21 protein-coding genes and 2 pseudogenes are annotated in these 26,791 nt (G+C 57.6%); 8 read left to right on the forward strand and 15 right to left on the reverse strand.

Features of this window, described 5'->3' with window-relative positions; genetic code table 11:
- Window positions 1-65: 65 nt before the first annotated feature.
- Window positions 66-419, reverse strand: coding sequence for an aspartate 1-decarboxylase (gene panD, locus LPJ38_RS35625; protein ID WP_028144145.1), 354 nt, complete (start codon window positions 417-419; stop codon window positions 66-68).
- A gap of 49 nt (window positions 420-468) precedes the next feature.
- Entirely contained in the window at window positions 469-1,464 is a 996-nt protein-coding gene (bioB, locus tag LPJ38_RS35630) for a biotin synthase BioB (protein ID WP_011084890.1), read from the reverse strand.
- Between the two features lie 114 nt (window positions 1,465-1,578).
- On the opposite strand from bioB, the gene LPJ38_RS35635 reads away from it, so the two are divergent.
- The 4 genes from LPJ38_RS35635 (at window position 1,579) to LPJ38_RS35650 (ending at window position 4,808) form a co-directional block, all read left to right on the forward strand.
- Entirely contained in the window at window positions 1,579-2,214 is a 636-nt protein-coding gene (locus LPJ38_RS35635; RefSeq protein WP_011084889.1) for a GntR family transcriptional regulator, read from the forward strand.
- 135 nt (window positions 2,215-2,349) lie between these two features.
- The gene (locus LPJ38_RS35640; protein ID WP_011084888.1) at window positions 2,350-2,667 is read left to right on the forward strand and encodes a Dabb family protein; all 318 of its coding nucleotides are present in this window, start codon (window positions 2,350-2,352) and stop codon (window positions 2,665-2,667) included.
- Window positions 2,668-2,820: 153 nt separating this feature from the next.
- Window positions 2,821-4,215: an aminodeoxychorismate synthase component I gene (pabB, locus tag LPJ38_RS35645; RefSeq protein WP_028144144.1), complete on the forward strand. Its 1,395-nt coding sequence runs from the start codon at window positions 2,821-2,823 to the stop codon at window positions 4,213-4,215.
- Window positions 4,212-4,808 carry an anthranilate synthase component II gene (locus LPJ38_RS35650; RefSeq protein ID WP_014497769.1) on the forward strand — a complete coding sequence of 199 codons (597 nt, stop codon included), beginning with the start codon at window positions 4,212-4,214 and terminating at the stop codon, window positions 4,806-4,808. The genes pabB and LPJ38_RS35650 overlap by 4 nt, the downstream gene beginning before the upstream one ends.
- Window positions 4,809-5,478: 670 nt before the next feature.
- Here LPJ38_RS35650 and LPJ38_RS35655 read toward each other — a convergent pair.
- On the reverse strand, window positions 5,479-5,952 hold the full coding sequence (locus LPJ38_RS35655; protein WP_011084884.1) for a hypothetical protein: 474 nt from the start codon (window positions 5,950-5,952) through the stop codon (window positions 5,479-5,481).
- 53 nt (window positions 5,953-6,005) lie between these two features.
- Window positions 6,006-6,236, reverse strand: a pseudogene (locus LPJ38_RS38190) (transposase); the annotation flags it as partial.
- A 460-nt stretch (window positions 6,237-6,696) separates the two neighbouring features.
- Here LPJ38_RS38190 and LPJ38_RS35665 point away from each other — a divergent pair.
- The 4 genes and pseudogenes from LPJ38_RS35665 (at window position 6,697) to LPJ38_RS35675 (ending at window position 12,191) form a co-directional block, all read left to right on the forward strand.
- Window positions 6,697-9,375: a DUF5695 domain-containing protein gene (locus LPJ38_RS35665; RefSeq protein ID WP_370123668.1), complete on the forward strand. Its 2,679-nt coding sequence runs from the start codon at window positions 6,697-6,699 to the stop codon at window positions 9,373-9,375.
- 37 nt (window positions 9,376-9,412) lie between these two features.
- Window positions 9,413-9,556, forward strand: a pseudogene (locus tag LPJ38_RS38390) (IS91 family transposase); the annotation flags it as partial.
- A 937-nt stretch (window positions 9,557-10,493) separates the two neighbouring features.
- The gene (locus tag LPJ38_RS35670) at window positions 10,494-11,747 is read left to right on the forward strand and encodes an outer membrane protein (RefSeq protein WP_011084880.1); all 1,254 of its coding nucleotides are present in this window, start codon (window positions 10,494-10,496) and stop codon (window positions 11,745-11,747) included.
- Between the two features lie 108 nt (window positions 11,748-11,855).
- A complete protein-coding gene (locus LPJ38_RS35675; RefSeq protein WP_014497773.1) occupies window positions 11,856-12,191 on the forward strand; it encodes a hypothetical protein in 336 nt (111 codons plus the stop codon).
- A gap of 157 nt (window positions 12,192-12,348) precedes the next feature.
- Here LPJ38_RS35675 and LPJ38_RS35680 read toward each other — a convergent pair whose 3' ends face one another.
- From LPJ38_RS35680 to LPJ38_RS35730, 11 genes are all read right to left on the reverse strand, one after another.
- Window positions 12,349-14,970, reverse strand: a complete 2,622-nt coding sequence (locus LPJ38_RS35680) for a hypothetical protein (RefSeq protein ID WP_231088511.1) — start codon at window positions 14,968-14,970, stop codon at window positions 12,349-12,351.
- Window positions 14,967-15,836 (reverse strand): EamA family transporter, encoded by an 870-nt coding sequence (locus tag LPJ38_RS35685; RefSeq protein ID WP_231088512.1) that lies wholly within the window; start codon window positions 15,834-15,836, stop codon window positions 14,967-14,969. The genes LPJ38_RS35680 and LPJ38_RS35685 overlap by 4 nt, the downstream gene beginning before the upstream one ends.
- Before the next feature lie 163 nt (window positions 15,837-15,999).
- Complete coding sequence (locus tag LPJ38_RS35690; protein WP_011084876.1) at window positions 16,000-16,815, reverse strand: gamma-glutamyl-gamma-aminobutyrate hydrolase family protein; 816 nt, start codon at window positions 16,813-16,815, stop codon at window positions 16,000-16,002.
- Entirely contained in the window at window positions 16,812-17,870 is a 1,059-nt protein-coding gene (gene rtxC / locus LPJ38_RS35695; protein ID WP_095424344.1) for a dhydrorhizobitoxine desaturase, read from the reverse strand. The genes LPJ38_RS35690 and rtxC overlap by 4 nt, the downstream gene beginning before the upstream one ends.
- Window positions 17,871-17,901: 31 nt before the next feature.
- A complete protein-coding gene (locus LPJ38_RS35700) occupies window positions 17,902-18,393 on the reverse strand; it encodes a PLP-dependent transferase (protein ID WP_231088513.1) in 492 nt (163 codons plus the stop codon).
- A 42-nt stretch (window positions 18,394-18,435) separates the two neighbouring features.
- Window positions 18,436-19,196 (reverse strand): IS5-like element ISBj2 family transposase gene (locus LPJ38_RS35705; protein WP_110115815.1). Its coding sequence is split into 2 segments (ribosomal slippage): window positions 18,436-18,857 and window positions 18,857-19,196, totalling 762 coding nucleotides; the frame shifts between segments, so codons are not numbered across the junction.
- A gap of 45 nt (window positions 19,197-19,241) precedes the next feature.
- The gene (locus LPJ38_RS35710; RefSeq protein WP_158644838.1) at window positions 19,242-19,652 is read right to left on the reverse strand and encodes a PLP-dependent transferase; all 411 of its coding nucleotides are present in this window, start codon (window positions 19,650-19,652) and stop codon (window positions 19,242-19,244) included.
- Complete coding sequence (locus LPJ38_RS35715) at window positions 19,600-21,150, reverse strand: 2-aminoethylphosphonate--pyruvate transaminase (RefSeq protein WP_231088514.1); 1,551 nt, start codon at window positions 21,148-21,150, stop codon at window positions 19,600-19,602. The genes LPJ38_RS35710 and LPJ38_RS35715 overlap by 53 nt, the downstream gene beginning before the upstream one ends.
- A gap of 1,748 nt (window positions 21,151-22,898) precedes the next feature.
- On the reverse strand, window positions 22,899-23,192 hold the full coding sequence (locus LPJ38_RS35720; protein ID WP_272481446.1) for a hypothetical protein: 294 nt from the start codon (window positions 23,190-23,192) through the stop codon (window positions 22,899-22,901).
- Between the two features lie 285 nt (window positions 23,193-23,477).
- Window positions 23,478-23,663, reverse strand: a complete 186-nt coding sequence (locus tag LPJ38_RS35725; protein ID WP_076829490.1) for a hypothetical protein — start codon at window positions 23,661-23,663, stop codon at window positions 23,478-23,480.
- A 2,753-nt stretch (window positions 23,664-26,416) separates the two neighbouring features.
- On the reverse strand, window positions 26,417-26,623 hold the full coding sequence (locus LPJ38_RS35730; protein WP_026312600.1) for a hypothetical protein: 207 nt from the start codon (window positions 26,621-26,623) through the stop codon (window positions 26,417-26,419).
- Window positions 26,624-26,791: the final 168 nt, after the last annotated feature.

Genomic DNA, 26,791 nt, shown 5'->3' on the forward strand with positions numbered 1-26,791 from the left:
AGGATCGCATCAAATCACGCAAAAGATGCGTTGGCCGTTTAAGAAGGAAGGATGGCCCGTTAGGTTCAACTTGCCAGGATGCGATTATCTCGGTCCACACGCACAACGCGTGGCTTGAACTTCTTTGCTTCGGCCTCATCGAATGAGGCATATGCAACGATAATGATCTTGTCTCCGGGCATCACCAGTCGGGCAGCCGCACCGTTCAGGCTCATCGTACCAGACATCGGCGGCGCCTCGATCACGTAGGTGGCAAAGCGCGTCCCTGTTTCTACATTGTAGATTTCGACGCGCTCGTTGATCACCATTCCTGCTGCCTCCAGGAGCGTACGATCTATCGAGATCGAGCCTTCATAGTGCAGATCAGCTTCGGTCACTGAGGCGCGATGGATTTTGCCCTTCATCAAAGTTATCTGCATTTCTCACCTAGGCTGGTGTAGGGGCAACATATTGGGCGCGCTGCTTCCGTCAGGCGAGCCCGGACGTGATGCCGAGCCGGGCCAGCAGATCCGCGTCGCGATCAACTTTCGGGTTATTGGTGGTCAAGAGCACGTCGCCGACGAAGATTGAATTTGCGCCGGCCAAGAAGCAAAGCGCCTGCAATTCATCGGTCATGTATTGCCGCCCGGCGGACAAGCGAACCACACTCCTCGGCATCATGACCCGCGCGGTCGCCAGCAGCCGGACCAGCGCGATCGGATCGGGAGGCTCCGCGGTGTCTTCCACCGGTACGCCCTCAATCTTGTTCCACAGGTTGATCGGCACGCTTTCGGGATAGTTGGGAAGATTGGCGAGCAACACGAGCATACCTAGGCGGTCCTCGACGCGCTCGCCCATGCCGATAATCCCGCCGCAGCAGATCTTGATGCCGGCATCGCGCACATGCGCCAGCGTATCGATGCGGTCCTGGAGGCTGCGGGTGGTGATGATCTTGCTGTAAAACTCGGGCGATGTGTCGACGTTGTGATTGTAGAAGTCAAGGCCGGCCTCGGCGAGGCGCGCGGCATGCTTCGGTGTCAGCGTGCCGAGCGTGACACACGTTTCCATGCCGAGACCTTTGACCGCGTTGACCATGTCGCAGACGGAATCAAGATCGCGATCTTTTGGCGTGCGCCAGGCCGCGGCCATGCAGAAGCGCGTAGCGCCGGCATCCTTCGCGCGCTGTGCGGTCGCAACCACATCGGCGCAACGCATCAGACGGGTCGCTTTCAGGCCGGTCGCGTAATGCGCGCTTTGCGAGCAGTAGCCGCAGTCCTCCGGACAGCCGCCGGTCTTGATGCTGAGCAGGCTCGCAGTTTCGACGTGGTTTGGATCGAAGTTCTTGCGATGAGCGCGCTGCGCCTGAAGCATCAGGTCGGCAAAAGGAAGGTCGTAGAGCGCCTTAGCCTCTTCGACGTTCCAATGATTACGAACCTGCGCCCCGTTGCTAGCTTTCTTTCGTTGGACTTGCACAGCAGCATCCATAACCCAATCTCGCTCAGTTGTAGATAATCGCGTGAATTATCTATAGTCATCGCCCTCGAAGAGATGCTAATCGAGCTGCCTCGCAAATGCACCGATTATTGCGGTAGATAATCTATGATCACTGCTGACAACATGACGATGGTCGCGCGCATCGCGGACTCAATCGCTGAGCGCATTATCAGCGGCGCCTTAGCGCCAGGCGCACCACTCCGTCAGGATCACGTTGCACGAGAATTCAATTCCAGCCACGTCCCCGTGCGCGAGGCCTTTCGGCACCTGCAGGCACAACATCTTGTTGTCGCTGTGCCGCGTCGCGGTGTTCGGGTTGCCCCGCTCGATACCCGTTCAGTGAAGGAGATCGCCGAAATGCGCGCCGCGCTCGAGGTGGTGGCATTGCGCCATTCGGGGCCAAGACTGACAACAGCTCATTTGGCTCAAATCGAGCTCGCCCTAATCGAAGGAGACAATGCAAAGACGATCGAGGAGTTTGAGATGGCCAACCGCGCCTTTCACCAAGCCTTGGTCGCGCCGTGCGGAATGCCGCGTCTGCTCGCGAGCCTCGATGGATTGCAGCTTGCCAATTCTCGATTGGTGTTCGCGATGGCGCGATCGGTGGGCTGGCGACCGCGCTCCAATCAAGATCACCGCCTGATTCTGCAAGCCCTGCGAACGCGCAACGTCGATCACGCCTGTAACCTGCTCACGCGGCACATTCAAACCATTGAGCGACTTGCCCTTCCGGCGTCCTGAGCAAATCTGGCAAGCTCCATTGCAGATCGCCGACGGTTGCAAGCGACGATCATGCGGCAAGCGACTAGCCTCATTGCAACCGAATCTATTCCCAGATAGTTATGGCACCCGCTAGCGACATCTCCACGGACGGCCATGATTCGTCACATCGTTTTCTTCAGCGCCAAGGACGAGGCGCATATCCACCAGATCATCGAAGGTCTTTCGCTTCTCAGCACGATACCGCATGCGCGCCGGCTTGAGGTTGCCCGTAACCGCAAGACCGATCAGCTCGGCAACGATATCGACATCGTGGTCTATGGTGAGTTCGACAGCGAGACAGAGCTCGCAGCGTACAAAGCGCACGATCTCTACCAGGAATCGATTAAACGGGTCCGACCGCTCCGCGAGCTGCGGTTCGCGGCCGACTACGATGTATCAACAGATACCCCTTTCGCCTCCACGGCAGGATGATCCTGGTGCTGTCGCAGCAAAAAGTCCGCCGCCGGCGTAACTTGGCAATGGGCCTCATGTTTCGGCCCAGCACAGATAAGAGTCATTCTCATCGGTGGGGCAACAGATGGAACGGCACTTTCACGACGTCAGCCGCCTGTGACCGATAACCCGATGTACGTTCGCGAGTTGCAGTGGGTTGAACCTGTCACAGCGATGCGACGTCTTGGGCATCGATCGCATCTCACGTTTCTCGATAGCGCAGCAAGGCACGAGCTGCTTGGGCGCTACTCATATCTAACGTGCGACCCCTTCAGCACCTACAGGGTCGCGAACGGCCAAGCCAGTTGGAACGGACTGACTCTCGAGGCCGATCCATGGAAGGTCCTTCGCACGCTACTCGCGAAGTACCCGCAAGAGCATCGTCCCGATCTCCCGCCATTCCAGGGAGGAGCGGCAGGCTACCTTGCCTACGACATGAACAGGACATTGGAGCGATTGTCTGCCCCGCCAATTGCCGGTCTGGGTTTGCCCCAATCCATCCTGCATTTCTATGACGTGGTCATCAGCTTCGACCACCGGGATAACAAATGCTGGATCGTCTCGACCGGATGGCCGGAGCAGGATCGCGTGCGACGGAGCGAACGAGCGCTTCGTCGAGCCGACGAGTTTGCAGCATTGCTTGCCGGTCCAAACGCGCCACAGAAGGGTTGTCCCAGCAAAGCGGGCGCGTGGCGCTCGAACTTCAGCCGCGACGGCTACATTGCGGCGGTACAACGCGTGATCGACTTGATTCTCGCGGGTGACGTGTTCCAGACAAATATTGCGCAGCGTTTCAGCACCCGCCTGTCGACCTCGTTTGATCCGCTCGCCTTCTATTGCCAGCTACGATCATTGAATCCGGCGCCTTTTGCGGCCCTGCTGCGATGGGGAAAGCTGACCATCGCATCAAGTTCGCCGGAACGATTCCTGAAACTTGAGGGGCGACAAGTCGAGACACGCCCCATCAAGGGCACGATAGCGCGTTCGCCTGATCCCAAGGAAGACCACCGCCGTGCGGCTGCTCTCCTCGCTTCCGAAAAGGATCAGGCCGAGAACACGATGATTGTCGACCTTTTGCGTAACGATCTGTCACGCGTTTGCACTGCGCATTCGGTCGGGGTTCCGGCCCTATGCAATCTCGAGTCCTATGCCTCGGTGCACCATCTCGTGTCGATCGTTACGGGGAAACTTGCCGGAGACGAAGACGCCGTTAGCCTGCTCCGCGCTTGCTTTCCCGGCGGCTCCATTACGGGAGCGCCAAAGCCGCGGTCGATGGAAATTATTACAGAAATCGAGCGCATAGCGCGAGAGGTCTATTGTGGGGCGATCGGCTTCATCGGCTTCAACGGGCACATGGACACCAGTATTGCGATCCGCACTGTCACGATCGACGGCGACCTGGCTGTGTTTCATGCGGGCAGCGGTATAACGGCCCTGTCGAAGCCCGAGGCCGAATACGAGGAAACGCTCACCAAGGCAGAGCGAATCTTTGATGCATTTGGTACTGAACCAGCTGGTGCATTTTGATTGTCATCGTCGATAATTACGATTCCTTCGTGTTCAATATTGCCCGCTATTTCCACAAGCTCAGTGAAGCAACGGAAGTGATCCGAAACGACGCTATCAGCATCAGCGAGCTCGTTGGTCTCAACCCGCGCGCGGTGGTCATATCGCCCGGCCCCTGCACCCCAACTGAGGCAGGAATATCGACAGCAGTGGTTCGCGAACTTTCAGGACGCGTACCAATTCTCGGCATCTGCCTTGGACATCAGTGTATTGCAAGCGTTTTCGGAGGACGGGTGGCGCGTGCGCGTCGGCCCATGCACGGTCGGCGCTCATACGTTGCGCATGACGGCCGAGGGTTATTCAAGGGACTGCCAACCCCGCTTGACGTCGGACGCTACCATTCTCTTATCGTCGCGCTTGATCAGTCATGTGCGCAGAACCTCGTAGTGACAGCGCGTTCGGAGGAAGGCGAGATCATGGCCCTCACGCACGGCTATTATCCCACCTATGGGGTCCAGTTCCATCCCGAGTCGATACTTACCTCACAGGGGCACGTCCTGCTTAAGAACTTCTTGCGACTCGCACAGGATTTCCGAAACCGCGCGGAGCAATGAGAGGCTCGGCCTGCCAATCAAGATGGTGGACCGTCGGTTTTCGACGTGGTTGGAAGGCGAAGCCTCATATGGCAGGCATTTTGTGGTAATCCGCGCTGTTCCGTGCTTGGCTCTGCAGTCAGCGGCCCGCCTCCGACGGAAACCAGCCCCTGCGGTTTCGAGGGCCGGACGTCTCTCTTGGCCGGCTTGGATGTGGTGCGCGCGGGGGGCAAAGAAGCAGCAGGAGCAGGAGAAGCAACAGGCGCCGGATTCTGCAGCCCCTCGATTCTTTGGGTCAGGGTTGCGATCTGATCCGAGATCCGCCTTAGCTCGGCTTGCTGCGCATCGACGTTGCGATTGAGCTCGGCAATTTCATCGGCTGTCTTCTGCTGCCCTGATTGGATCCATAAAAGGACGTCCCTATGCTCAGGTGACAAGCAAAGCGCGCGAGGCACGACTTCGTGCGCCGGCGGCGCCTCGCAAACGTTTCGATATTCGTCAAAAAATAGGCTCCTCCGGCGCCCGGTTCGCCGCGCTTGTTAGAATCTCTTGTATTTTCTCGGCAACATTTGTTCTTTCTGGAAAGGGAATCAAGTCCTTCACTCATTCACTAAACACATTACTTTGGTCCGCTATTTGACTACGCGTTCTTGTCATTTCGCGATAAACCTTCCTTCTCTTTTTGTATCTTTCAACAATATTGCTCTGCTCCGCCGTCTTTAGCCCTCACTGAAGTACGCGCGGTAGTCTCGATGCGCGGCGAATTCGCATGGTCCTGAGCGCAGAAGGGACAGATCTCAGTCTCTTCGCCCTCGATGCGATGCATACCATCGCCCACCCAGCGTTCGTCTGCCTCGCCGATCGCAGCGAAATGTCGTTGCACTTGTGCAACGGCGAGAGCTTCCAGGTCCGGAAGATTTCGGCCCAAGAGAGTGTTGATTTCGACGACATCGAAATGTCGGCAGGCCCATCTCGTGAAAGTCGTGGTGACGTCGCAAAGCATCAGACGATTGCGCGGCAGAGAGCGCGCGCTGCCTCCGCAACCGCATCGGCAATATTTGGTGATTTCCTTGAGGGCACAGAAGTCGTCGACGCTCAGCCTGCCTCGCGCTGGTGCCGGAATGGCGCCCTCGCGAGCGCGGAGCTCACGATTAATGTTCCTCATGTCCCAAGCTGGCCTACATCCAGTCCTTCCGACGCACTACAAATCACAAAATTTACTTGCTGACCCAACCAGTCGCCTTGACCGGCAAAATGTAACAACGACTGGTGTTGCGCTGCTCTCCGTTCAGGAGCCGTGATGGCGGCCATCGGCTCGACACTCTTGCGATCGCAAGGCATCATCAGACCGGCGGAGTAATCGCGAAGCGGTTTGGCTCGGCCTCCGTCCCCGATCACGCTCGTAAAACCCTCAACATACGCCGAAAACCTCGACGCGACGTCCCCCATTTTACCCGACCCATCTCAGCCTCTCCGCACGCCGAATAGATGAGTCTTCTCAAAAATAGGAATCTTCTCGGTAAAAGCCGCGACACTCTGATTAAGTAAGACTACGCAGTAGTGAGCAGGCAGTGGAAGCCGCGCAATGTCGAGGGGCGGCGCTCGGCCGAATGCCTCAGGCGCGCCGTGAACTTTGTCATCGACCGGGTCTTTGCCATTGGCAACTAGGCCCAAGAGCAGCTTGGCCTCCTTGCGAGCAAGCTCTGGTGTCCAAGGGCACCGTGAGGACCGATGGTGACGAAGCGGTGGCAACCGAACGCTGGGTACTTGAGAACGTATGTCGCTTTGTCGCGTTGACGTTTACGGCGGGAAACGGCACGCCTTGATCATCCGTATGGAGCGATACCGGATACGGTTGATGACGAAGTCTAAAGCCATGTCTAAAGCCTGGACGTATACGCGTCGTACGATGCTGTTGGGCAGTAGCTTCTTGGGTAGCGCGTTTTTCGGGGGCGTTACGCTGCCTACACCCAATCGGCCGCAGCGCAAGGTTGCCATGGTGTTGAAGGCGGTCGACTCTCCCTTCGTCGTTGGGTGCACACAAGACGGCATTACCTCCTTGCGTTATCGTAACGATGCGTATGACACGGATTATGTTCTGCCTGGAGCCGTGCTGGGGACGGCTCACGCTAGAGTTCGGCGTGCCGGATCCGAGTGGCATACGCTTCGAACCGGCGTTGATGCAACGAAGCCGATGCATAGCGCGGCCCTTGAACTAGCAGCCCGCGATGCCGGCGTCCTTCTCACGACCCGCCTCGCAGTCGACGAGGCTGGATTGACGTGGGAGATCATGCTGCGGAACGACGGCATGGCGAGCGTGGAGGTTGGCGACCTCTATTTTCCCATGCCGATGAACACCGAATTTCCGGCAGGGCAACCGGCATCGGTGGCTGTTTTGAAGCACAGCTTCGTCTCGGGGCATGGATCGCACATCTTCTGGATTCGCGGCAACAGCACCGGCCCCTTCCTCATGCTCTTACCGGAAGCGGACACGTCACTGGAATATTGGGATGTCCACAAGGATTCGGCCGAAGCCAGTGGGACGTGGTGCGCCTACATCTTGGGCGGAGCGGCCGCCGGCGAGGCAGTGGCGGCGGGGACTCGCTGGCGACAGCCGACGCATTCCCTGTCCCTGTCGCCGGCCGAGCAACGGCGTTACCGTCTCCGCTTCCAATGGGTTGCCAATTACGAGGCGGCGCGCAGGGCTATCGCGGACGCCGGTCTGGTGGACGTGGAAGTGATGCCGGGCATGACGGTTCCCAATGACCTGCATGTCGACATCGCGCTCGCGTCCTCCATTCCGGTGGAGCGAATCGAAGCGGAATTTACCGGCGACACGGTGGTGCAACGGTTGCCGGATCGGGCTGGCAGGCGCCTGTGGCGGGTTCGCTTTTCGCGATTGGGCGAGAACCGGCTGACCCTGCACCAGCCGGGTGCGCGCCAGACATTTCTTGAATTCTCCGCTACCGAGCCCGTCGAGACGATGATGAAGAAGCGCGCAACCTTCATCGTGAAGCGGCAGCATCGTGACCCGTCCAAATGGTACGACGGTTTGTTTGGCGAGTGGAATATGGAGACGCAGGTCCTGCTTGGCCCGGACAATTACGACCGGATCAAGGGTTGGCGCATCTACGAGGTGACGTGTGACGATCCCGGGCTGAGCAAGCCCGCTTACCTCGCGACCAAGAATGCCGAGCATCCTGATGTGGCGGAAGTGGCGGCGCTGGATCGGTATATAGACACGTTCGTCTGGGGCGGGCTGCAACGTACCACACAGGAGGCATACGCCTACGGCCTCTACGGCATACCCGATTGGAAGCAGAACAGGGAAAGCAGCGATCCCGGCCCGAAGGGTCGCCTGCATATCTGGCGGCCTTATGACTATCCGCACATCTTCGCGATGTATTTGGCCATGCACCGCATCGCGCGTGACCATCCCGCGATACCCACCCGCCAGAGCGCACGAGATTATTTGGTACGCGCCTACGGTACGGCGCTGGCCATGTTCACGGTGCCGATGCGCGTGGTGATGTGGTCTGCCTACCGCACCGGCTTCTACAACGAATGTGTGATCCCCGAACTGGTTTCGGCGCTCACGACGGCGGGCTTGACGCGCGAGGCGGCGACGTTGGAGGCGCACTGGGCGCGTAAGGTGCGCGCCTTCGTCGATCCGAAGGCGGACCTGTTCAAGTCTGAATATCCGTTCGATTCCACAGCCTTCGAATCAACGCAGGCACTGGCGCGCTCGGCCCTTGACGACCCTGTCGCCATGGGGGTTTCGAAGGCGGCGGCGCGTGCCTTCTCGGAGCGTCAGATCGCTGCAAATCTGTTCTGCCGTGGCTGGCTGGAACCTGCTTATTACTATCTGGGCAGCGATTATCGCCACACTGCGGGCGACGCCTATACGCTGACTTACATGGCGCAGATGGGTGGCTGGGCGCTGCTTGATCATGCGCTGAACGATGCAGACGACCCGCATCCGCTCCTTCGTCTCGGCTATGCCTCACAACTCAGCGCGTGGGCTTTGCTGAACAGCGGCCCTGCGTCGGCGGGTCATGGCTATTGGTATCCGGGCGAGGAGAATGACGGCGCGGCCGGTGGCGGCTTCGAGCCGGCGCCGAGCGGCACCACATGGCTCGGTCAGCCGCATCACCGTGGAACGTGGTATTACTCGTGCGAGATCGACCTGGGATTTTGTGGGGCGGTCCGCGCTGCTGCGACGATCGTTGCCGACGATCCCATCTTTGGGCAGGTTTGTCACGGTGGCATCATGGAGACGTTCGCTCACACCCTGCGTATCTGGCCACGTGATGGCGTGCGGCGACGGCTCAACGTGCGGCTCCAGTCTCTTCGATTGGACTTGGTGCTGCTCGACGCGCGATTCCGGGCGGATCGACCGATCATTCTGAATTTGGGGGCGGGGTGGATCAGCCTTACGCCTGAGCCCTTTGCCCCATCTGGATCGGGAGTGTCGTTCGAATTGCGGTACGATGACGGGAGAAAGCGCAAGGAAGTCATCGACATCACGGACAGCCAGCTCGTCGTCCGCTTGCCTGCGGCGCGCTTACCGCGGGTTCAGGTTCGCTAGACTCTAGTGTTGCCGATTATGGGGTGCGATCGGCACTTATGGCCTGCTGTTCCACGCGGCTTCCGAGCCGATGACGATCATCCCGGCAAATCCCGAGCATCTCGGCGCACGTATCCGCATCACCGCCGTGCTGCATACCTCGGGTTCAGCGCCCGTGGACGCTTTTCTCGCCGGAGGAGGCGCCGGATCTCCACGACCTGACCGGCGCTGCGTTAGCCCAACTATACGCGCTCTACGAGACGACGGCCGCGCAAGGCGATCTCCGCGTCAGCAAACAGGTCCGCGCGGTTCACCTGGAATCACAGAACTTAAACTGAAAGTCGCTGACGAAGGATACCTCGCCAATATCGGTCCCGGTCGGCTTACGCGTTCGCGTGCCGCTTCTGGCGTTCTTAAACGATCGAAATTTACTGCTGCGCCCGCTTGGGGAATACGATCTACGTCGTGCCCCCGTCTTGCGTCACAGCGGCAGACCTCGACGAAATCTACACCGCAATAAATGATACAGCCGATGAGCTGGTATAGAGGGGCCGCAATCTATCCCCGAAAACACGCCAGTGCCGATACTCTGTGGAGTGACGCAGAACGTGTAATCGCCGGAGAGACCTGTGAGAGCCTCGATCCCAACCCGCAGGAGCAAGGATATCGTCTGAAGACTAGAGCGGCGTCAAATGAAGAGTGCTCTCGATGAGAGCGCTCGGGAGCACAGATCGATCTCAAATATCTTCGAAGCGACGAGCCCGTTCCGCACTGTCTTTCCACCTGTTGAGGCAGCAAGGCTTCCGGTAGCCAAAGTGAGACCGGCGCATCGTGCGCTTCGGCCCATGACACCGCGCTAGCCAAGTATTGGTGGGGCAGTGGCCGCGCGGCTGTCGGTATTGAGACAAATGTCAGCAGCTTGACGATACACGCCGCGACGAAGTGCCCGCAAAGCCTGCGAATTCACTTCGGCACGCGACTTGCTCTCTTTGCGGCATCATCACCAATCGCAGCGCGATGGTCTTCGGGACGGACTCGGCGCGTGTCGCTGTTAGCGTCTGCTCCGCCCCGACGGTTTGCTGCGGCGATAGCTTATGGACGCTCGGTTATGGACCGAGAAACTGCAGGGGACGTGTTGAATGCGACCTGGAGTTCTTCTTTTGGGAGCCACGACAATTGCGCTCGTCGCAAATGGTGCGGCGAATGCGGCAGACCTTGAGCCGGAAGTGAAACTGCCCGCGGCGGTGTGGAACTGGTCCGGAGGCTATATTGGTGGACACGTCGGCGGCGGGTACGGCCGAACCTCCTTCAGCAATCCCTACGGTCCGTCAATCTATGGCGGCATAGTCGATACGCCGACGTTCCTCGCAGGTGGCCAGATCGGCTACAATTGGCAGAAGAACGGCTGGGTGTTTGGCGTCGAACTCGATGTCAGCGGTGCTGTCTCAGACGGCACAAATACCTGCCTCGCGTCGTCCGGCTTTGTCGTGAGTGCAAACTGCAAGGCAGGTCCGAACATCTTTGCCACCGCGACCGGTCGTGTCGGTTACACGTTTGGCGCGTCGGGTGGCACGCTGGCCTATCTCAAGGGAGGTGCAGCTTGGCAAAACAATCAGGGCGACGTCATCAATAACCATGAAGGCGGACTCGTGCCACAGGAGAAAACCCATTTCGACTACGGTCGCATCGGTGGCATCATCGGGCTGGGCGTCGAGCAGGCGCTTACGCCCGCATGGTCGGTCGCAGCTGAGTATGACTATCTGAATTTCGGTGGCCCGAGTGTCGCGACACCTCCGACGGTGCAGGGTCCGCCGTTCGCAATTGTTCCGGCGAACACAACGAGCCCGTCCAGCAACTATCACATCGGAAAGATTGGATTGAATTACCATTTTGGCGCCGACCCGTGGACGGCGCAATGGTCCTATGTGCCGCAGTACGCGAAGGCTCCAGTCGGCGCGCCGCCGATTGCTTATTCAGATGGTTGGTCGTTCGAAGGCGGATCGCGGCTCTGGCTCAGCCGCGGACGATTCCAATGGGACCACAGTGTAGCGCCCTACTTGCCTCTAGACCCCAGCGTCCTTGTATCGAGGCTCACCTATCATGGCCTTGACGGACTTTCGGGAGAGCTATTTGGCCGTGTCGACAGCCCATCGGGAGTGTTCCTGAAGGGCAACATTGGCCTCGGGCGCTTCGATAAAGGAAACATAAACAATGAAGATTGGCTCGCCGATCGGGAACTCTCCTATATCAACAACGCATCACGGCAACGAAACGGACGGTTCACCTATTTTACCGCAGACTTAGGTTACGATTTCCTGCGCGGCGCCAACTACAAGGTCGGCGGATTTATCGGCTGGACCTACTACGAACAGAGTTCCGACTCCATCGGTTGAACGCAGATTGCCCACCCCCGCTACACTTGTCCGGCGAACCCAGACACTATCATCGGCAGCCAGAATACTCAGTGGAATGCACCTCGTGTCGGCCTAAGCGCCGAAACCATGCTCTCTGAGCGCTGGCGCTTAAACACCGATGTCGCCTACCTGTCCTGGACCGATTTCAAAGGGCGTGACCACCATCTCTTGCGCGACGAGACCACCTTCGATGAACAGCGGGGCAACGGTGGCGGCGGCGTCCAGGTTGAAGGCGTGCTGTCCTACTTCTTCACCAAGAACTTCAGCGTCGGCGTCGGCGGGCGCTACTGGTCCATGTGGACCAAAAAGCGGGGCGACTCTTTGTGCAGCAGCAGCGGCTGCGTCGGTGATCCGGCCATATTCGCGAAGTACAGCATGGAGCGCTGGGGTACGTTCTTTCAGGCCTCCTATAAGTTTGATTGAAAAGATCACACCTCAAACCAAGCGCCGGGCGTCTTCAACGCTACGAGTAACGCACATTTTCTCTGCATGAACTCCAACATTAGCGGCACAGACCCCCGCAGTAGCCCTGCCGGCACCGGCCAGAAGAATGATCTCCAGAACTGTCGAAGAGCCCAAGCTAAATGATCTCAAAGTATCTCCGACGTTCAAAGTCGGTGACCCGATGTTGAACGGCTTGCCACTCCCAATGGCGCGAGCAAGAAAACGCTCCAACAAACCTTTCTCCAAAGACATCACTGGCCGCTGCAGACTCTGCAAACCGAGATGTTGCCTCTGATAGGCTTTGAGGCAGTCTCGCGGACGGACGACACATTTCCACGCTTGCATCACCGACGATCGAAGCCGGTAGTGCCGGACCTGTCTCGACGCCCAATATTCCCGAACCAATCGCACATGCTAGCGCGAGATATGGGTTCGCGTCTGCGCCAGGCAGCCTATACTCCAGGCGATGGGCAGATGGCTCTCCCGGAATGGCGCGAACCGCGCAGGAGCGGTTGTCGACTCCCCAGCTTGGACAGATTGGTGCCCAGGAGCCAGGTACCAATCTCTTGTAGCTGTTGAAGTTTGGCGCAGCGAGCACACAGAACTCATTCATGTATTCTAGTTGTCCGGCGATAAATTGCCTCATAAGATCGGAGACGTTGCCGAACGCATCACCGTCGTAAAACGCATTTTGACTATCCGAGGACATGGAGATGTGAATATGGCCGGACTGGCCAGGCCATTTCTCGGAAACCTTGGCCATGAATGTAGCCATCATGCCTCGCGTTTGCGCCCAGGCTCTTATCATCGACTTGAATATGGTTGCTCGATCGGCGGCTTCCAGCGCATCACAATGACGAAGTGACGCTTCGACCACGCCAGGTCCCGTTTCAAAGTGTAGTCCGCTGAGAGGTATTCTAGCCTTCTCACAAAGCGCCAAGATCTCACCGAACAGCTCATGTTGCGCGATAGAGCGCGCAATCGAGTAGCCGAACGGGCCGCGAGTTAAAGGAGCCCATTCACCGAACGGCTTTTCTTCAATCGTGTCTGCGTTCTCCTTAAATAGTATAAACTCAAACTCAAACCCGGCAGTGCAGTCGTATCCGTGGTCAGCAGCCCTTCGTAGGACCTTACGCAGAACGCCGCGCGGGCAGATGTTCTCATGCGCGCCCGTGAACTCCGCGAGGTAGAGATATTGAGAGCCGAGATGAGACACCGAACGGCCGGTGCCTGATAGAATACGCAGGTCAGCATCTCCGAACGCTGATAGCGGCTTTTGCGTGAAACTCGCCGGAATGACCCGGTCCGTACAATCCCACGCCAGCACCGCTTCAGAGAACTTGATAACTTTATCTCCATCCGAGAGATCTTCACCTAAGACGTGTTTGCCTCGCAGAACGCCATCGAAGTCGCTGACGCCGACCATCGCCGCGCGGGCTGGATTCGCTCCGGTGAACCTGGGATCAGTTGGCATTAGTCGCGATCCTGCATCACTAAATCGAACACCTGGTCCATCCGCATTGCTCGCAACTTGCGATAAATTCTCAAGCGTAGTCAAGTCGCTATTCACGAGATAAACGATGCCCGGTGTCGACGCCAAGTCGATCGTGGGAACAAGCTCTTGACCAATCGGAACGAATGCAATGGCGTCTGCGAAGCTCGGCAGCTTGCGGATTGCTTCGAGTCCCGGGTAACCGGCGACGACACCGCCCATATCTGAGATCAACGAGACGCAAAGTGCGTGAGCCTGCCGCTTGTAGGGCCCGCGCAGCCTCATATATTCACCAAAGCCCTTGGGATCTGCGTAGCACCAGGCCGTCAGGGTCATATGGTTGTGCCCCAACGCCATCGTTCGTGCTTTTGCCGACATGGTCCCTTGAAGCCTCGCTCCGAAGTCAACCAGAACTGGTCCCCGATGATCGACGATGATCTCAGCATGAGCCGGTCCCTCGGCGATCTGAAGCGCCTGCAACGCTCGTTCCAGGTAGTCGGACAGCTCCTGAACGATTGGTTCGCTGCCGTCCAACAATCTCTCGAGTGAACAGACCGATGATGCTCGCTCGATAGGAACGGTGTCATACGTCCAGGCCTCCGTAACGAAGGCATTCCCGTGGATCGAGATGGCGTTTACGGTGTATTGTTGACCGTTTATTTTTTCCTGCCCGAGGGCAAAACGATTCAACGCTCCGACACGGTTGGTCTTCCCGACAATCGCGCTTAGTGCCCGCTGAATGTCAGCATCTGTCGTGCAAAAGAATACATCCTCGGTTCCCGTACTGTTCAGAGGTTTGATCACGATCTCGTCGAAGTTCGCTTCGCGCTTCCAGCTTGCGATTTCTACAGCATTGTCAGACACGACTTGTCTGATCGATCGCACACCGGCATAGGTCAGCGCGCAAGACAATCGCGCTTTGTCACGCCGAGCAGCCGATAGAGCGGTGCCGTTTGAAGGTAAGCCCAGCCGCTCCGACAACGAATCGGCGAGTTCGACTCCAGACTCGCAGCCGGCGATAACGAACTCAAATTCTCTGCCATGGAGGGCCTGAAGATGATATTCAACGATGTCGTCATACCCCATGCGCTCGCTGGGGCGAATGACTTCATCATACAGGTTAGCATCAAAGTGCGCTTGGAATATGGGTGGAATCTGTGCGGCCGACATCACATGCACGGTTCCAATGCCATAGCGCTTGAACTGTTCCGGTAGATATCGGCCGGTAGAGTATGCGTCTACGATTACACAATTCCGTTCTTTCATGCGGATCTCCGATACTGCAAGTAGATGTTGCTGACGGCGACAGCCGTAATGAGAATGTTTCCAAGGAACGTATGTGACGAAGGCACGATGCGAGAATCGAAGTACTGGAACAGGAAGGTGATGATAGGGGCGGTGGACAGGACCATGTTGACGGTGAAGGGCTCGACGTAACGAATGCCCTGCTGGATCAAGAGCAAAGGAACGATCATCGTCGAAACGCCAACTGCTGCGATCGCAAACCAATGCTGCGAGATCTCAAGCACGATGGATGAATAGTCCACCAGTCCCAGCAGCAAGATAATCGTTCCATAGAACCGATGCGCCAGCACTTGCCGGCCGGAAAACCCACGGTCGAAAAGCAGTTTGACAAGTACATTTGTGAGGGCGAGCGATAGGCCGGCCACGATGGCCAAGACTATTCCAAAGGACGATCGAGCCCCCCACTCCACGCCTGCGTTGCCGCTGGCCGAGATCCAAATCATGTAACTCGCGATCATCGCGATCGAAGCGCTGACGACGATGTCGGATGCTGGCGGAACTCCCTGGCGCCTGATCACGGCGTTTAGCCACACAGTTGCGGTGGGCCCCAACGCCACCATGAACGCGACGACGATCGCAGGTTCAACGTATTTCAAGCCGATAAATAGGCCGATCCAGCTGATTGCTGTCACGACGTTGAGTACGGCGAAGACCAAAAGGGACCGATTCCCCACTCCTGCCTTGCTTGTGTCGTGGCGCGCCAAGAGATTGAACGTCAGACAAACCACGGTAAATGACAGCAGGAGCGCGACGAACGCATCTGCTCGCTGAAAATACGCTGCGGCATAAACCTCGCCTGCCGCACTCACGAGGACATAGAGGGCCACAAAGAGCACTCCCAGCGCGAACCTATTCGTCAATCGTCTACCCTTCCCGTGCCCGCGCGACGGGGCGCGGCCCGCGCAGGGACCGGGCCGCGCGCATCGATTTTGAGGCATTCAACTTTCGGCCTGTACTGACCACGTTTGGTTTGAAATCTCACGATCTGCCCTAGTGATTCTTCGTTCCGCGGTACACAACACAGGCCTCTCCGAATGCTTTGAAGAGTTGCTTGCCGAGGAGATCGGTTGAGACGTGCCATTCGGGGTGCCATTGCACCCCGATTTGCAGCGTCGGCGCGCCAATCACCGAAGCCGCCTCAACAAGACCGTCAGGCGCCCACGCCTCCCGCCTCAGCGCCGGGGCAAGCGCCTCGATGCCTTGATTGTGCAGCGAGTTGACTTGGGCTTCGATCGTCCGGGCGATTGGGAAGAGCGCGCCGTCGGAAGATATCCTGACGCTGTGCGCGGCATCGTACTGACGGTCCCTGGGACGGTCTGGCTTCTCGGCATGCATAGCACCGCTTTCGAGGCTCCACTCCGCAAGCGATGGGCGGAGTGTGCCGCCGAAATAGACGTTGAGCTCCTGAAGCCCACGGCAGATGCCCAAAATAGGCATTCCGAGCGCGATGGCGCTCTGTATGGCTACGGCAGAAAGCCGGTCCCTAGGACGGTCAAGGATCCCAGCCTCAACGTCCCGATCAGGATCAACTAAGGATGCAGGCGCTGACAGGACGGCGGGGTCGACGTTCGATTCATCACCTGTCAAGACCACACCGTCCAGCCGGCGCATGATGGCCGTGGCGAACGCCTCCCCAGCATCTTCCGCGTCGACGGTCGGCAATACGACGCAAGCAACTCCCCCATGACGATGGAGTGCCTGCACGTACTTACGGCGTAACCAGTCGCGATGCACACCGTCGACCAGAAGACGGTTCGAAGTGACGCCGACAACGGCTCGCGCGCGCTCGGGCTGTTGCAGACTCACGCCACCTGGCCCCGCGTCCGGACGGCGGCAACGGACTGCTCATACAGCCGTCGATTTCGCTCTTTCAGCTGAGTTATGACGCTAGGCTGACCTTGAGGCCCCTTGACAAAGAGCCCGCCCCAAGTCGCGGCGACCTTCGCGTAGTTCGGATCCTGCATTCGGATTTTCTGAGCCTTGCGCAACAGCCAAAACGGGATACCGGGCGAAAGGTGGTGCTCAAGGTGGTACTCATCTAGATTCTGCCCAAGAATGGCTCGCTCGAGGAAGCTTCCCTTCCGATTTCTGGTGAGATAGACGTTCTGCGTCTCGTTTTCGCACATTGGCGAGTGCTCGGCGAGTTCGATGAACCAGCCGAGGACCTGAAACGTGGTGAGATAGGGCACGATCCAGAACAGGACCACAATATGGAGCAGCCCAAGAACATATGATCCGGCCAGGATGCCGATCCAGAAGAGATAGAAGCCATACCTGTCAATCAGTATGCCTGAGCGGCTCTGATCCTCGACATCTTCGACCGAAAACCGGTTGGTCCAGAGATACTTCAGATAGGCCACTGTCGCGCCGCCGAAGATCGGCTTCCAGATGATGTTGAAGGCGTATCTCTCTGGAGGCTGCACGTCATAAACGCCCCTGGCCAGGAAAAACTTCAGGTCGGGATCCTTGTCGGGGTCGCCGAGATAGGGATGATGCAAGTAGACATGTGAGATCCGATAGGCCCAGTGTCGCTGGAACAAGGGATAGGAGGCGAACAGAATGCCAAGAACATAATTCCAGGTGGTGTTCTTCGCGAGCGTGCGGTGAGCTGCATCGTGAGCGATGGTTGTCAATCCGCGCTGATATGCACCAATCAGGAGGACGGCCAGCGGGTAGAGCCACCACGAGACAGACACGGTCGCAAGCGTGCACGCTGCGATAACAGCGTAATCTTTCGCAATGTAGGCGGCCCCTGTGATGTTGTCGGGCCTTAGCTCCGAAAGTTGCTTATTGATCTCCCGGCTGAATTGGACGGCCTCATAGCGTGATGACCTCAGTTTCCAAGCGTCTGCCTGATTCATGAGAACCTCTTCCTGATTGCCTTGCAGGTTGTCAGATTGCGGAAAGCGCCTTGTCCAGATCGCGCAAGATGTCGTTGACATCTTCGATGCCGACACAAAGCCGGATTGAGCCGCCAAATATGCCGGCGGCTTCGCGCTTTTCCCGGGGGACGGTGGTGTGGGTCGTCGAGACAGGATGAGTCACGAGCGTGCGGGCATCTCCCACATTGGAAACGTGATACATCAAGTCAATGTTCTGGATGAACTTTCGCCCGGCCAGTTCGTCTTCCACCTCGAACATGACCATCGCCCCGTGTCCATATGCGGTGTTGAGTGTCTGTTCGACGATTTCCCGATCGGCGCCTTCGAAGAGCCCCGGGTAAAAAACCCGACGCACTTTAGGATGCTCCTTTAGAACGCCAGCCACGATCCTGGCATTGGCGCAGTGCTGCTTCATGCGAAGCGGCAGCGTTTCAAGCCCTTGGATCAGTTGAAAGCTCGCAAACGGGGAGATGGCTGCACCGGTATCGCGTAACCAGGTCATGCGAGCCTTGAGGAGAAACTCGCTCTTTCCTAGGGTCCAGACTCAATTGAGCCAATATGCGACGAGAGCGGCGAGATGAACAGCGGCCAAAAAATTACGGGCGAGCTTGTCATATCGCGTGGCGATGCGCCGGAAGTCCTTGAGCCTGCAAAAGCAGCGTTCGATGACATTTCGTCCTTTGTAGGCGCGTTTGTTGAAGCGATGGATGACGACACGGTTAGATTTATTGGGGATTACGGGCTTGGCGCCACGACGAATGATTGCGCCGCGAAGCTTGTCGCCATCATACCCTTTGTCGGCGAGGAGCACGCTCATGGGTGGCGCGAGCGCCAGGACATCGGGAGCCGCAGCGATATCGGCATCCTGGCCTGGAGTCAGATGCAGGACGACCGGCCGGCAGAGCGGATCGCTCAGCGCATGGATTTTTGTCGTGCGGCCTCCGCGCGAGCGGCCGATTGCTTGATTGTGCTCCCCCCTTTTCCGCCGGAGGCACACCGGTGAGCTTTAATCGAGGTCGAGTCGAGCGACAGTACGACGCCGTCTTCGCCAGGCTTGGCCAGCGCTTCGAAGATTGCGCACCATCGTCCTCGCTTGGCCCAGCGATTGAAGCGATTGTAGATCGTCGTGTAAGGGCCGTATTCACGTGGACAATCACGCCATCGTGCACCCGATTGCAGCATGTGAATGATGCCGCTGACGATGCGTCGGTCGTCGTCCCGATCCGGCCCCGTCAGTCCCCTCGGCAGATGCGGTTCGATACGCGCCCATTGCCTGTCGTTCAGCCAAAACAAACCAGCGCGCATTCTCTCGCCCCCGAATCAACACGTAGGCAAGAGAATCACGTGGCGCTATTTAGGTACAGACCCTAGGACATCGACATCGCGCACGGCGTTGTGCCAGACAATTCCGCCATGCGCTTCGTCGGGACCATTGAACAAGGGAAAGCGAGAAGCTCCCCGATAGCTAACTTTACCGCTGTCAACGATTAGTCCGCCGAGGGTCGTGCCGTGGCCCGAGATATATTTTGTTGCAGCGTACGTTGTAACTGCAGCGCCCAGGTCTGACGGCCGGCATATCAGCGGCGTAGTCGTGTTGTCTACGACCAGAGGCACGCCGTACCTCCGGCCGATCTCCGCGAGCTGTTTAACGGGAAGCGGAATCAGACAGGGATTCGATATTACCTCTCCGAACAGGCAGATGGTGCGATCATCGATCGCTCGTTCGAACGTCTCGGGCCTTCGAGGATCTGCTGTCCTCACGCTGATTCCCCAAACGCTTTAAGGTGTTGTGGAGCAGGTTCCAGGTATTGCCATATAGATATGGAGAGGCAACGACATTGTCCCCTACTTCGCCACTTGAAAGGTTGACGATAGCAAGGAACGTCGCCGCTTGACCTGACGCAACGGCGAGCGAGTCGCTGCCCATATCGACAGCGGCGTAGCGCTTCTCCAGCGCGCGGGTCGTCGGATTGATAATCCTCGTGTAGGTGAACCCATCCGCCTTGACGTTGTAGACGTCAGCGATGTGGTTGAGATCGCCATCGAGTTCATAAGCTGTATTCTGGTAAATCGGCACTGCGACGGCTTTCGTCACCGGGTCGCGCCGATAACCCGCATGCAGAACAGCAGTCTCGGCGGAAAACGGCAGCTGCCGATCTCCAACTGCTTGAGCCGGCATCTTTACGCGCGCCCCATATGCCTCCTGGTCCGGCGCCGGCCTTGCTGACCGGGCCTGGCCGGGCCGAAAATAGGTACGAAAGGCGCATCCCAACCGCTCAATCCAGCTGGATTGGATTTCCCCAATGCAACCGACGCGAAAGCTTCGCGTCGCAAGGTGCAGCTTCGAGTAGACGTAAAGATTGTGGGCCGCCAAGTGGCGATACAGCCCATCGAATCCTTGCTGGTCTACTATGCCGGGCGGCGCACTGAACGCAACGCAGACCGGCGACTGCAACTCGGGGGACAGCAGCGGAGACACTGTCCCTTCGAGTTCCTTGATGAGGTCGTCTCTGACCTTCTCGTACCGGAAGCGCCTGGCATCAATGCTCTCCTCATGCAGAATCTTCAAAGCCATTGTCGTTGCCTGAACGATGTGGGTGGGAGGGGTCGACCGCCACTCACCCGTGCGCTCGAGCGAGAGCCATTGATCTCTCACATCGAGCACAAACGATCTCGGTTCTTGAGCCGCATTCTCCAGCAGCTCGCGGGACGCAATTACAAACGCTACTCCCGGCGGCCCTTCTATGCATTTGTTGCTGGATGTGACCAGTACGTCAGGTCCACGCTGGCTCAGATCGATATTGAGGGCGCCGAAGGAACTCATTCCATCAATGATGGTTTTTACGCCACGTCGCCTCGCCTCCTCCACGATCTCTTGCAGAGGATTGACGATTCCGGTTGTCGTCTCACAATGCACGAAACACAGGTGCGTAACGCCAGGATTTCGGCTCAGATACTCGCCGATTTCTTGCGGATCCAAAGGATCGGTCGCGCGCTTGACGAGCTTCAGCGCCTCGACACCCCACAGCCGAAAAATTTGCAGAATACGCTCACCATAGATGCCGTTTACGCAGACGAGCGGCCTGTCGGCTCGGGACACAAATGAAGAGAGGGCAGCCTCCATTGCAAAGGAGCCCCCTCCTTGAATAGGCACCACCGAATAGTCCTCAGCGTTTCCCAGCAAGTCGAGCATCAGCCGCCTCATGCAGGCGGTCACCTCCTTGAACTCGTCATCGCGAGATGCGAGATCAAGCTGCATCTGGCTCCTCACCGCCAACGATAGCGACAATGGACCAGGCGTCAGCAAAGAGCGCTGTCTTGTCAAACCATTCCTCCTACATTGTTTCGTCGATGAGCTGCCGTACGTCCGCCATCGACCCGGAGGCGCGCGTATGCCGTCCTCATCGATAGCTTCGAATGAAGCGCCTTGAATCGCGGTCGCGTTTCGCGTCGACCGCTCCAAAAGGCCGCCGGATAACAACCTCCAATTTCTCATTGCGGACGGAGAGCGATCCTTCACAAACCTCCCCGTTGATGCGTTTCAGACCTCCCAAATAGCCTTTTGGCACTGAACGCTCGGGCGCAAGTGGGCGCCGACGCTCGCTCTCATCCAACTGTCACGCATGTGCAGGCTTGGGCGTGGTCGCCTCTGGCGCTATGAGGCGCCAGTCGGCCGACGGTCCTGTAAGACTGCCCAGTCAGGTAAGCTTTGCCGCCAGAAAGGCGATGCAGCCTAAATCGTCGCGCCCGGACGATAGGCAGCACTCGATAGTCTTCGTTCGCAGCGGGTGTGCAATGCGATTGCTTGGGACTTGATGCATTTTCACTCCGTTGCTCGTGGATGGATTGGGACGCACATGGCTGTCTTGGCGAGCTCGAAGATCGTACAACTTGACGTTACGGGCGTTTCAACCCTCTCGGGTATTTTTCTCGCGGGAATTTTTCCTCACGTACTCCCGTTTGGCAGCGACGAGTCGACGCAAGGAGCGGAGTACGAAGGATTCACAGCGAGGTTCAATAGTTTGAAAGTTCAATTTGGATCGAGCGTGAGTATTCCGCGTGCGAGCGCGATTCTGCGGCGAAATGACGGGATCGTTCCGTTTACGTGCGATCCGGGCCAAAGAGCCATATGGAGGTACGGAGCTTCTACGCAGTCCCCGCGAGATCCTACTGGACGCTGTGCATGACGGTTTACACCTTCTGCCATAGCTGTTGTGTCACGTCCTTGCGCTCGCATGGAGCGGCCTTGGCAGCCTGCGCCGAGCCACACTTGATGGCGATCCAGCGATCTTGGATGCTGGGCGAGCAAGAATCAGTTCGACACCTTTCGGCGAGCGGCCGTGTGACTCCGCATGTCGCCTCGATTTGCTGGGAGTACGTCGAGCCAGGTCCAATTAAGTTGCGCGCATTTATCTTGGAAGCGATTCCTGGGCTTTCAGCATCTCAGTTACTTAACGCCGCTTCGCCGCGGGACGTCTCACCGAGCGATCGTGGCGGCGGTGAGCGTGCGGCTTTACGGCGGTTCCAACGCGTGGGCGGCGAGCAGGATTTGCCGGCATCCCAGCGCTCGGTGCGCACAACTACCTCGCCGATGAGGCACTCTGGTTGGACGACAGTCGCACTTCGTACTTGTTCTGCTCTCTCCTCTGCAGGCCGGCTCGTTGATGCGAGCTCGCGTCCGACATGGTCTACGGGCGCGGTCGAGCACGCCAGCGGTTGACCAGAGCGGATCATCAAGTGATCACTCTTTGTCGCTTGCTAAGTATGAGCTCCGCTTCCTTTTCGGCTACGCCCATGGCTGCCTTCATGGCGATCAACCAGGAAAGGCGGAACGAAGCATGACCCGAACACGCGGCGGGGCTTCGTAGCTCAGGATGGCGCATGCTCGTGACAGAGTTGCCTCGCGATGCGAAGGTGCGGGCGTACGCCGAAGGTGTTCGCCGACGAGCGGGGGCCAAAAGGAAGCAAGTTTGCCAGACGGCACCATCGCCACAAGCATTCAGCATCTTAGGAGATGCTGAGGATCTGCTCAAGCCGCGCGACCTCCCCTCGCAACATCTCGATAGACACGTCTCGGTTCTCCGAAATGTTCAAAGCAGTGTGGACCGGCTCTCCAGCGTGAGATGAGCCGGGCAATCCTCCCGCATTGGTACTTCGCATATCCCACCAGGTGCGGAATATACGGCGATAGAGTTCAGTTACCTCCCGTCCCCTGTCTAGAACTCCGGCTTTCTGGGCATGCAGCAGTTCCTGCTCATATCCGAGTTCCAGCAAAAGCTCGGCACCGACCAGATCGGTCACGGTTTGCATCTCCTCGAACGTTCATGTGGAAGATCCTTGGTAGGGCTACGAGCAAAACAATGTGTTCAATGCCGATTATGAATCACGACCGGACATAACCTTTGAGACCAACACTTTCTAACAAAGCCCATCAATGAGGATGCTGGAGGCCCACCGCCACATTGAAACGCCATCCAAAAAACCCCCTCAGCGCGGATCGGCAAAGCCAATTTGCTACAGAACCTTCTATGGCACTGAGGGCGGCCTGCGAGCCGCCCTACCGTGCAAGTACCAGCGCGGCCCAAGCTATCGCTGATGTCCGAGTCCGATTCCAAGATTCAAGGCCTTCTGGCGAAGCGCACCGACACTGCGTTTGGTCATCTTTGCTATTTTTATCACGGGGGTCCTGGCCTTCGAGTGGACTTTGAGCTCCTTGATATCTGCCTTCGTCCATTCGCGCCGCTTAACGCGTTTCTTGGTTGCTTTCTTCACGATGAATGCTCCTTCTTAGGGGAGCGGCTTGTAACATAGTTTTTTCGGCGCGACGACCGTAAAAAATTAGACAAATATTATACGGAATCGCGCCAGGTATAATCTTGGGCATGTCTTCCGAAGCGAGGTGTCTGCACTGTTGCAGCTGCGCAATTGTAAACTTCATACGCACGTCGCGTTCTGATAGCGTTCCAATCGACGCCTTTATATGCGGAGCTAAACAACCAACACGCTCTCGAATAAGCGAGCCAAATCGCAATAGAGATGAACGGATCCCACTAAGGAGGTGCGGACAGAGCACGGAAGGATGTTGTGTTTCAGCCTCCGCGATATTGCTAAGAGAGAGGTGGCTGACGAGAATGATCACAAGGCCCGCTCAGCTTTGATCACGCGCTCTTTGTCAAGTTCGCTTCTTGACGTATTCAACTCGCGCAAAGAGCGCCGCCGCTTGATGGCCTCGACTGAAGTGGTAGGTTATTGGTGAAGTTCACGCGCGCCGACCTCACATCCAAAATGCTGATATGTCGAGCTCGTTCTCCGCGTGCAGCCCACTGCCAGTGATGCCCTCAATTCCAGTGCAAGATCATCATGCCAACTTTTCGGGATAAGAAATTTGCTGAAGATCCAGCACGACTGGCGTCCACCGCCGATCAGGACACCACAGGCGGTAGAACGCTTAAAGACGGGCAGAGACCCTCGTCGGCTACCTTCGCCAACCAACACATGGGTTCTTGGCCCTGTTCCCGCATCTGACCCGGATGCCTTCCGGGAAATCAGTTTAGCCGACCGTCTCGACGACACTGATGTGCACGAAGAGGCCAAATCCTTCGTCCCTCAGGTCAATATCTTCGGTCGCGTTTAACGACTCCACAACACTGATTACAACATTACAACGACACTGTTTCTAGATTGAACTTCGCGATCCAGTCGAACTACATCACCACCAGCAAGGGTTTAAGCGGCTGTCCTCCACGTCGAAATCGGTTTACGTGGGCTCAACCGCATGCCGTGGGACGCTTTCTGCCCGCGTTCGCTTCCAGCCGAGAAAACAAAGGGAGCGGCACCTCAGCTTTCGGCTCTTGCGCGAACTCTCGCTCAACCTGCGCCTGCATAGTACCCCGATCTAAGTTTTCGAGCGCCTCAAGCTATTCTCTTCCCTCCTCGGTGATAATCCAGCACCCGGCCTTCCGCTCGATCAGCTTTTGGCCGAAAACATCGAGTTGGGGCGCGCGGCTCGCAGTCCGCTTCATACGACCCGTCCACTCCGGGCCGCTGCTACAATAGATAGCCAAATGCTGCTTAACGACTTCGATACTCGCCAGACCGTGCGGCTGGCCGGCAAGTCTCTTCAGTATCGACAACTGAAAACTCGCGCACGCCATCGACTTAAGGAACCCATATTACATATTTTGAGGTAAGCTCCAGAGCTGCGAGCCGCTTTTCAAAAGAGAGCTTCCTCCTAAATCCGATTGCACGACACCCGCCTGCCGTCGCCGCGGTAAGCAACGCTTTCGACTGCATCCCGCCAAGAATCTTCCGAAGAACGGTTCAGCATTAGATAGCTGCGTTGACTAGGAGCGTGAGGTGGTCTTGACTGCCGACTTCGACCGACTTGAGATCAAACGACGTCGGTAGTAGCCACGCCGTTGTACATCCTGATGAATGACATCGCTCACCGAACGAACCGCCCGCTTCTTTCGTTTCCAATTCCCGCCCAATTCCGCGGGGATCGCAAAGCCTCTCGGCACGACCAAAAGATCGTTTCTTTGGTTCAAATAGATATCGAACATGTGGTGGCTCTTTTTTGCACAAGCGTAGATCGGCTGTCATCGAAGCAACAGTTGCCTTTAAGTCACTGGACGATCAAATGACATTCAAAAGCTCCCGTCCTGATACGGGAAGACGGTCACGTGCACAATGGTGCCGCCAGATGTGAGCGTGTGCACGTCCCGACTTACGGCGCACGGAGAGGGCACCCGACAATGTCCACTTCAAACGAGGCGGAGAGTCTATCTAGGTGGCCACTCCGAGCGGATCTTAAGATTGCCATAAAAGAATAGATCGAAAGAGAGTTCGCGATCGTGAGCCGCATAATTGGTGGCCGTACCCGCTACGACTTCCTTCAATCTCGACCACTCATCGTACGAATTCAAGGTCACGCTTACCTCCTAGCAGCGAGATCGTCTGTTCTCTACCCACTGGGATGATCCCGCTTTGGCCGGCTGGTCAGATGCGCTCTACACCATTGCCGGATAGGTGCTCTACACCACGAATTCAACCTATCTGCCCTGAGGTTCGCCACGGCGGATAACGTATTTGCCGTCCCTTCGGGATTCCATATACGGCTGCCGGCGGCGTAGCGCAAATTGTACAATTGGAACGCTTGCCACAGTAAGGCTACCGCACGGAGTGGCAGCGGGCGGAAGTAAGGCTGATCCGGAGCACCGCTGCCAAGGTTCGAAGTGGACGCCGGTCACTGTAAAAGGGCAAAGTCTCGTCCGATCGAAACGCGGACGCCGGACACAATGTCGTAGGCATGCTCGACGAACACGTCGTCGCGCCCGACGCCATAGCCGCCCATGCAGATGAATGCCATGACTGGCGAGGACGCCGGTGAATGTCACGGGCGTGAACTGAGAGCATTGGCCGGTGTTGAAGACCTTAAACTTCCGTGGGGGAAAGTGCGACGCCCTTGCTAACTCAGGAGAGCTCGTCCTCACGGAATGCTCGAAAGGCGATGTGGACGGATTGGCTCATGCAGGCGGTGTTCGAAGCTCCAAAACATCGGCGAAGATTGTCCAATCGCGGACTCGCCTTTGCCGGCAGAAATCGGTCTCCGCCTGCTGAGCTGCAGCACTCAGCGAGGCGGCATCGACCTTAAATGCTGCCTGGCACGCACGATGCTCGCCGCCGGCATCGTCGCAAACGATCTTCATAAACCGGACGCTAAATGAAGGCATGCCCCTCTCTTCGTGTGGTTTGCTTATCCACTATTCTGCCATTCGCGCGGGGAGTATTTGATTTGCCTCAAGGAGCATCCCAAGAGGTCTGTCCGATCCTCCGAAGATAGGCCGAAAGTCCGCCGTGAACTTTACGAGCTGTCCGCGATAGTCTTGTGAACGACTGCC

This window comes from Bradyrhizobium daqingense (assembly GCF_021044685.1).
Lineage (GTDB): Bacteria > Pseudomonadota > Alphaproteobacteria > Rhizobiales > Xanthobacteraceae > Bradyrhizobium > Bradyrhizobium daqingense.

What these genes read in the sequence shown, in the direction of transcription:
- panD (WP_028144145.1), bottom strand. Translation starts at nt 419, where the DNA reads ATGCAGATAACTTTGATGAAGGGCAAAATCCATCGCGCCTCAGTGACC.
- bioB (WP_011084890.1), bottom strand. Translation starts at nt 1,464, where the DNA reads ATGGATGCTGCTGTGCAAGTCCAACGAAAGAAAGCTAGCAACGGGGCG.
- LPJ38_RS35635 (WP_011084889.1), top strand. Translation starts at nt 1,579, where the DNA reads ATGATCACTGCTGACAACATGACGATGGTCGCGCGCATCGCGGACTCA.
- LPJ38_RS35640 (WP_011084888.1), top strand. Translation starts at nt 2,350, where the DNA reads ATGATTCGTCACATCGTTTTCTTCAGCGCCAAGGACGAGGCGCATATC.
- pabB (WP_028144144.1), top strand. Translation starts at nt 2,821, where the DNA reads ATGTACGTTCGCGAGTTGCAGTGGGTTGAACCTGTCACAGCGATGCGA.
- LPJ38_RS35655 (WP_011084884.1), bottom strand. Translation starts at nt 5,952, where the DNA reads ATGAGGAACATTAATCGTGAGCTCCGCGCTCGCGAGGGCGCCATTCCG.
- LPJ38_RS35665 (WP_370123668.1), top strand. Translation starts at nt 6,697, where the DNA reads ATGCTGTTGGGCAGTAGCTTCTTGGGTAGCGCGTTTTTCGGGGGCGTT.
- LPJ38_RS35670 (WP_011084880.1), top strand. Translation starts at nt 10,494, where the DNA reads ATGCGACCTGGAGTTCTTCTTTTGGGAGCCACGACAATTGCGCTCGTC.
- LPJ38_RS35675 (WP_014497773.1), top strand. Translation starts at nt 11,856, where the DNA reads ATGCTCTCTGAGCGCTGGCGCTTAAACACCGATGTCGCCTACCTGTCC.
- LPJ38_RS35680 (WP_231088511.1), bottom strand. Translation starts at nt 14,970, where the DNA reads ATGAAAGAACGGAATTGTGTAATCGTAGACGCATACTCTACCGGCCGA.
- rtxC (WP_095424344.1), bottom strand. Translation starts at nt 17,870, where the DNA reads ATGAATCAGGCAGACGCTTGGAAACTGAGGTCATCACGCTATGAGGCC.
- LPJ38_RS35700 (WP_231088513.1), bottom strand. Translation starts at nt 18,393, where the DNA reads ATGACCTGGTTACGCGATACCGGTGCAGCCATCTCCCCGTTTGCGAGC.
- LPJ38_RS35715 (WP_231088514.1), bottom strand. Translation starts at nt 21,150, where the DNA reads ATGCAGCTTGATCTCGCATCTCGCGATGACGAGTTCAAGGAGGTGACC.
- LPJ38_RS35730 (WP_026312600.1), bottom strand. Translation starts at nt 26,623, where the DNA reads ATGCCTTCATTTAGCGTCCGGTTTATGAAGATCGTTTGCGACGATGCC.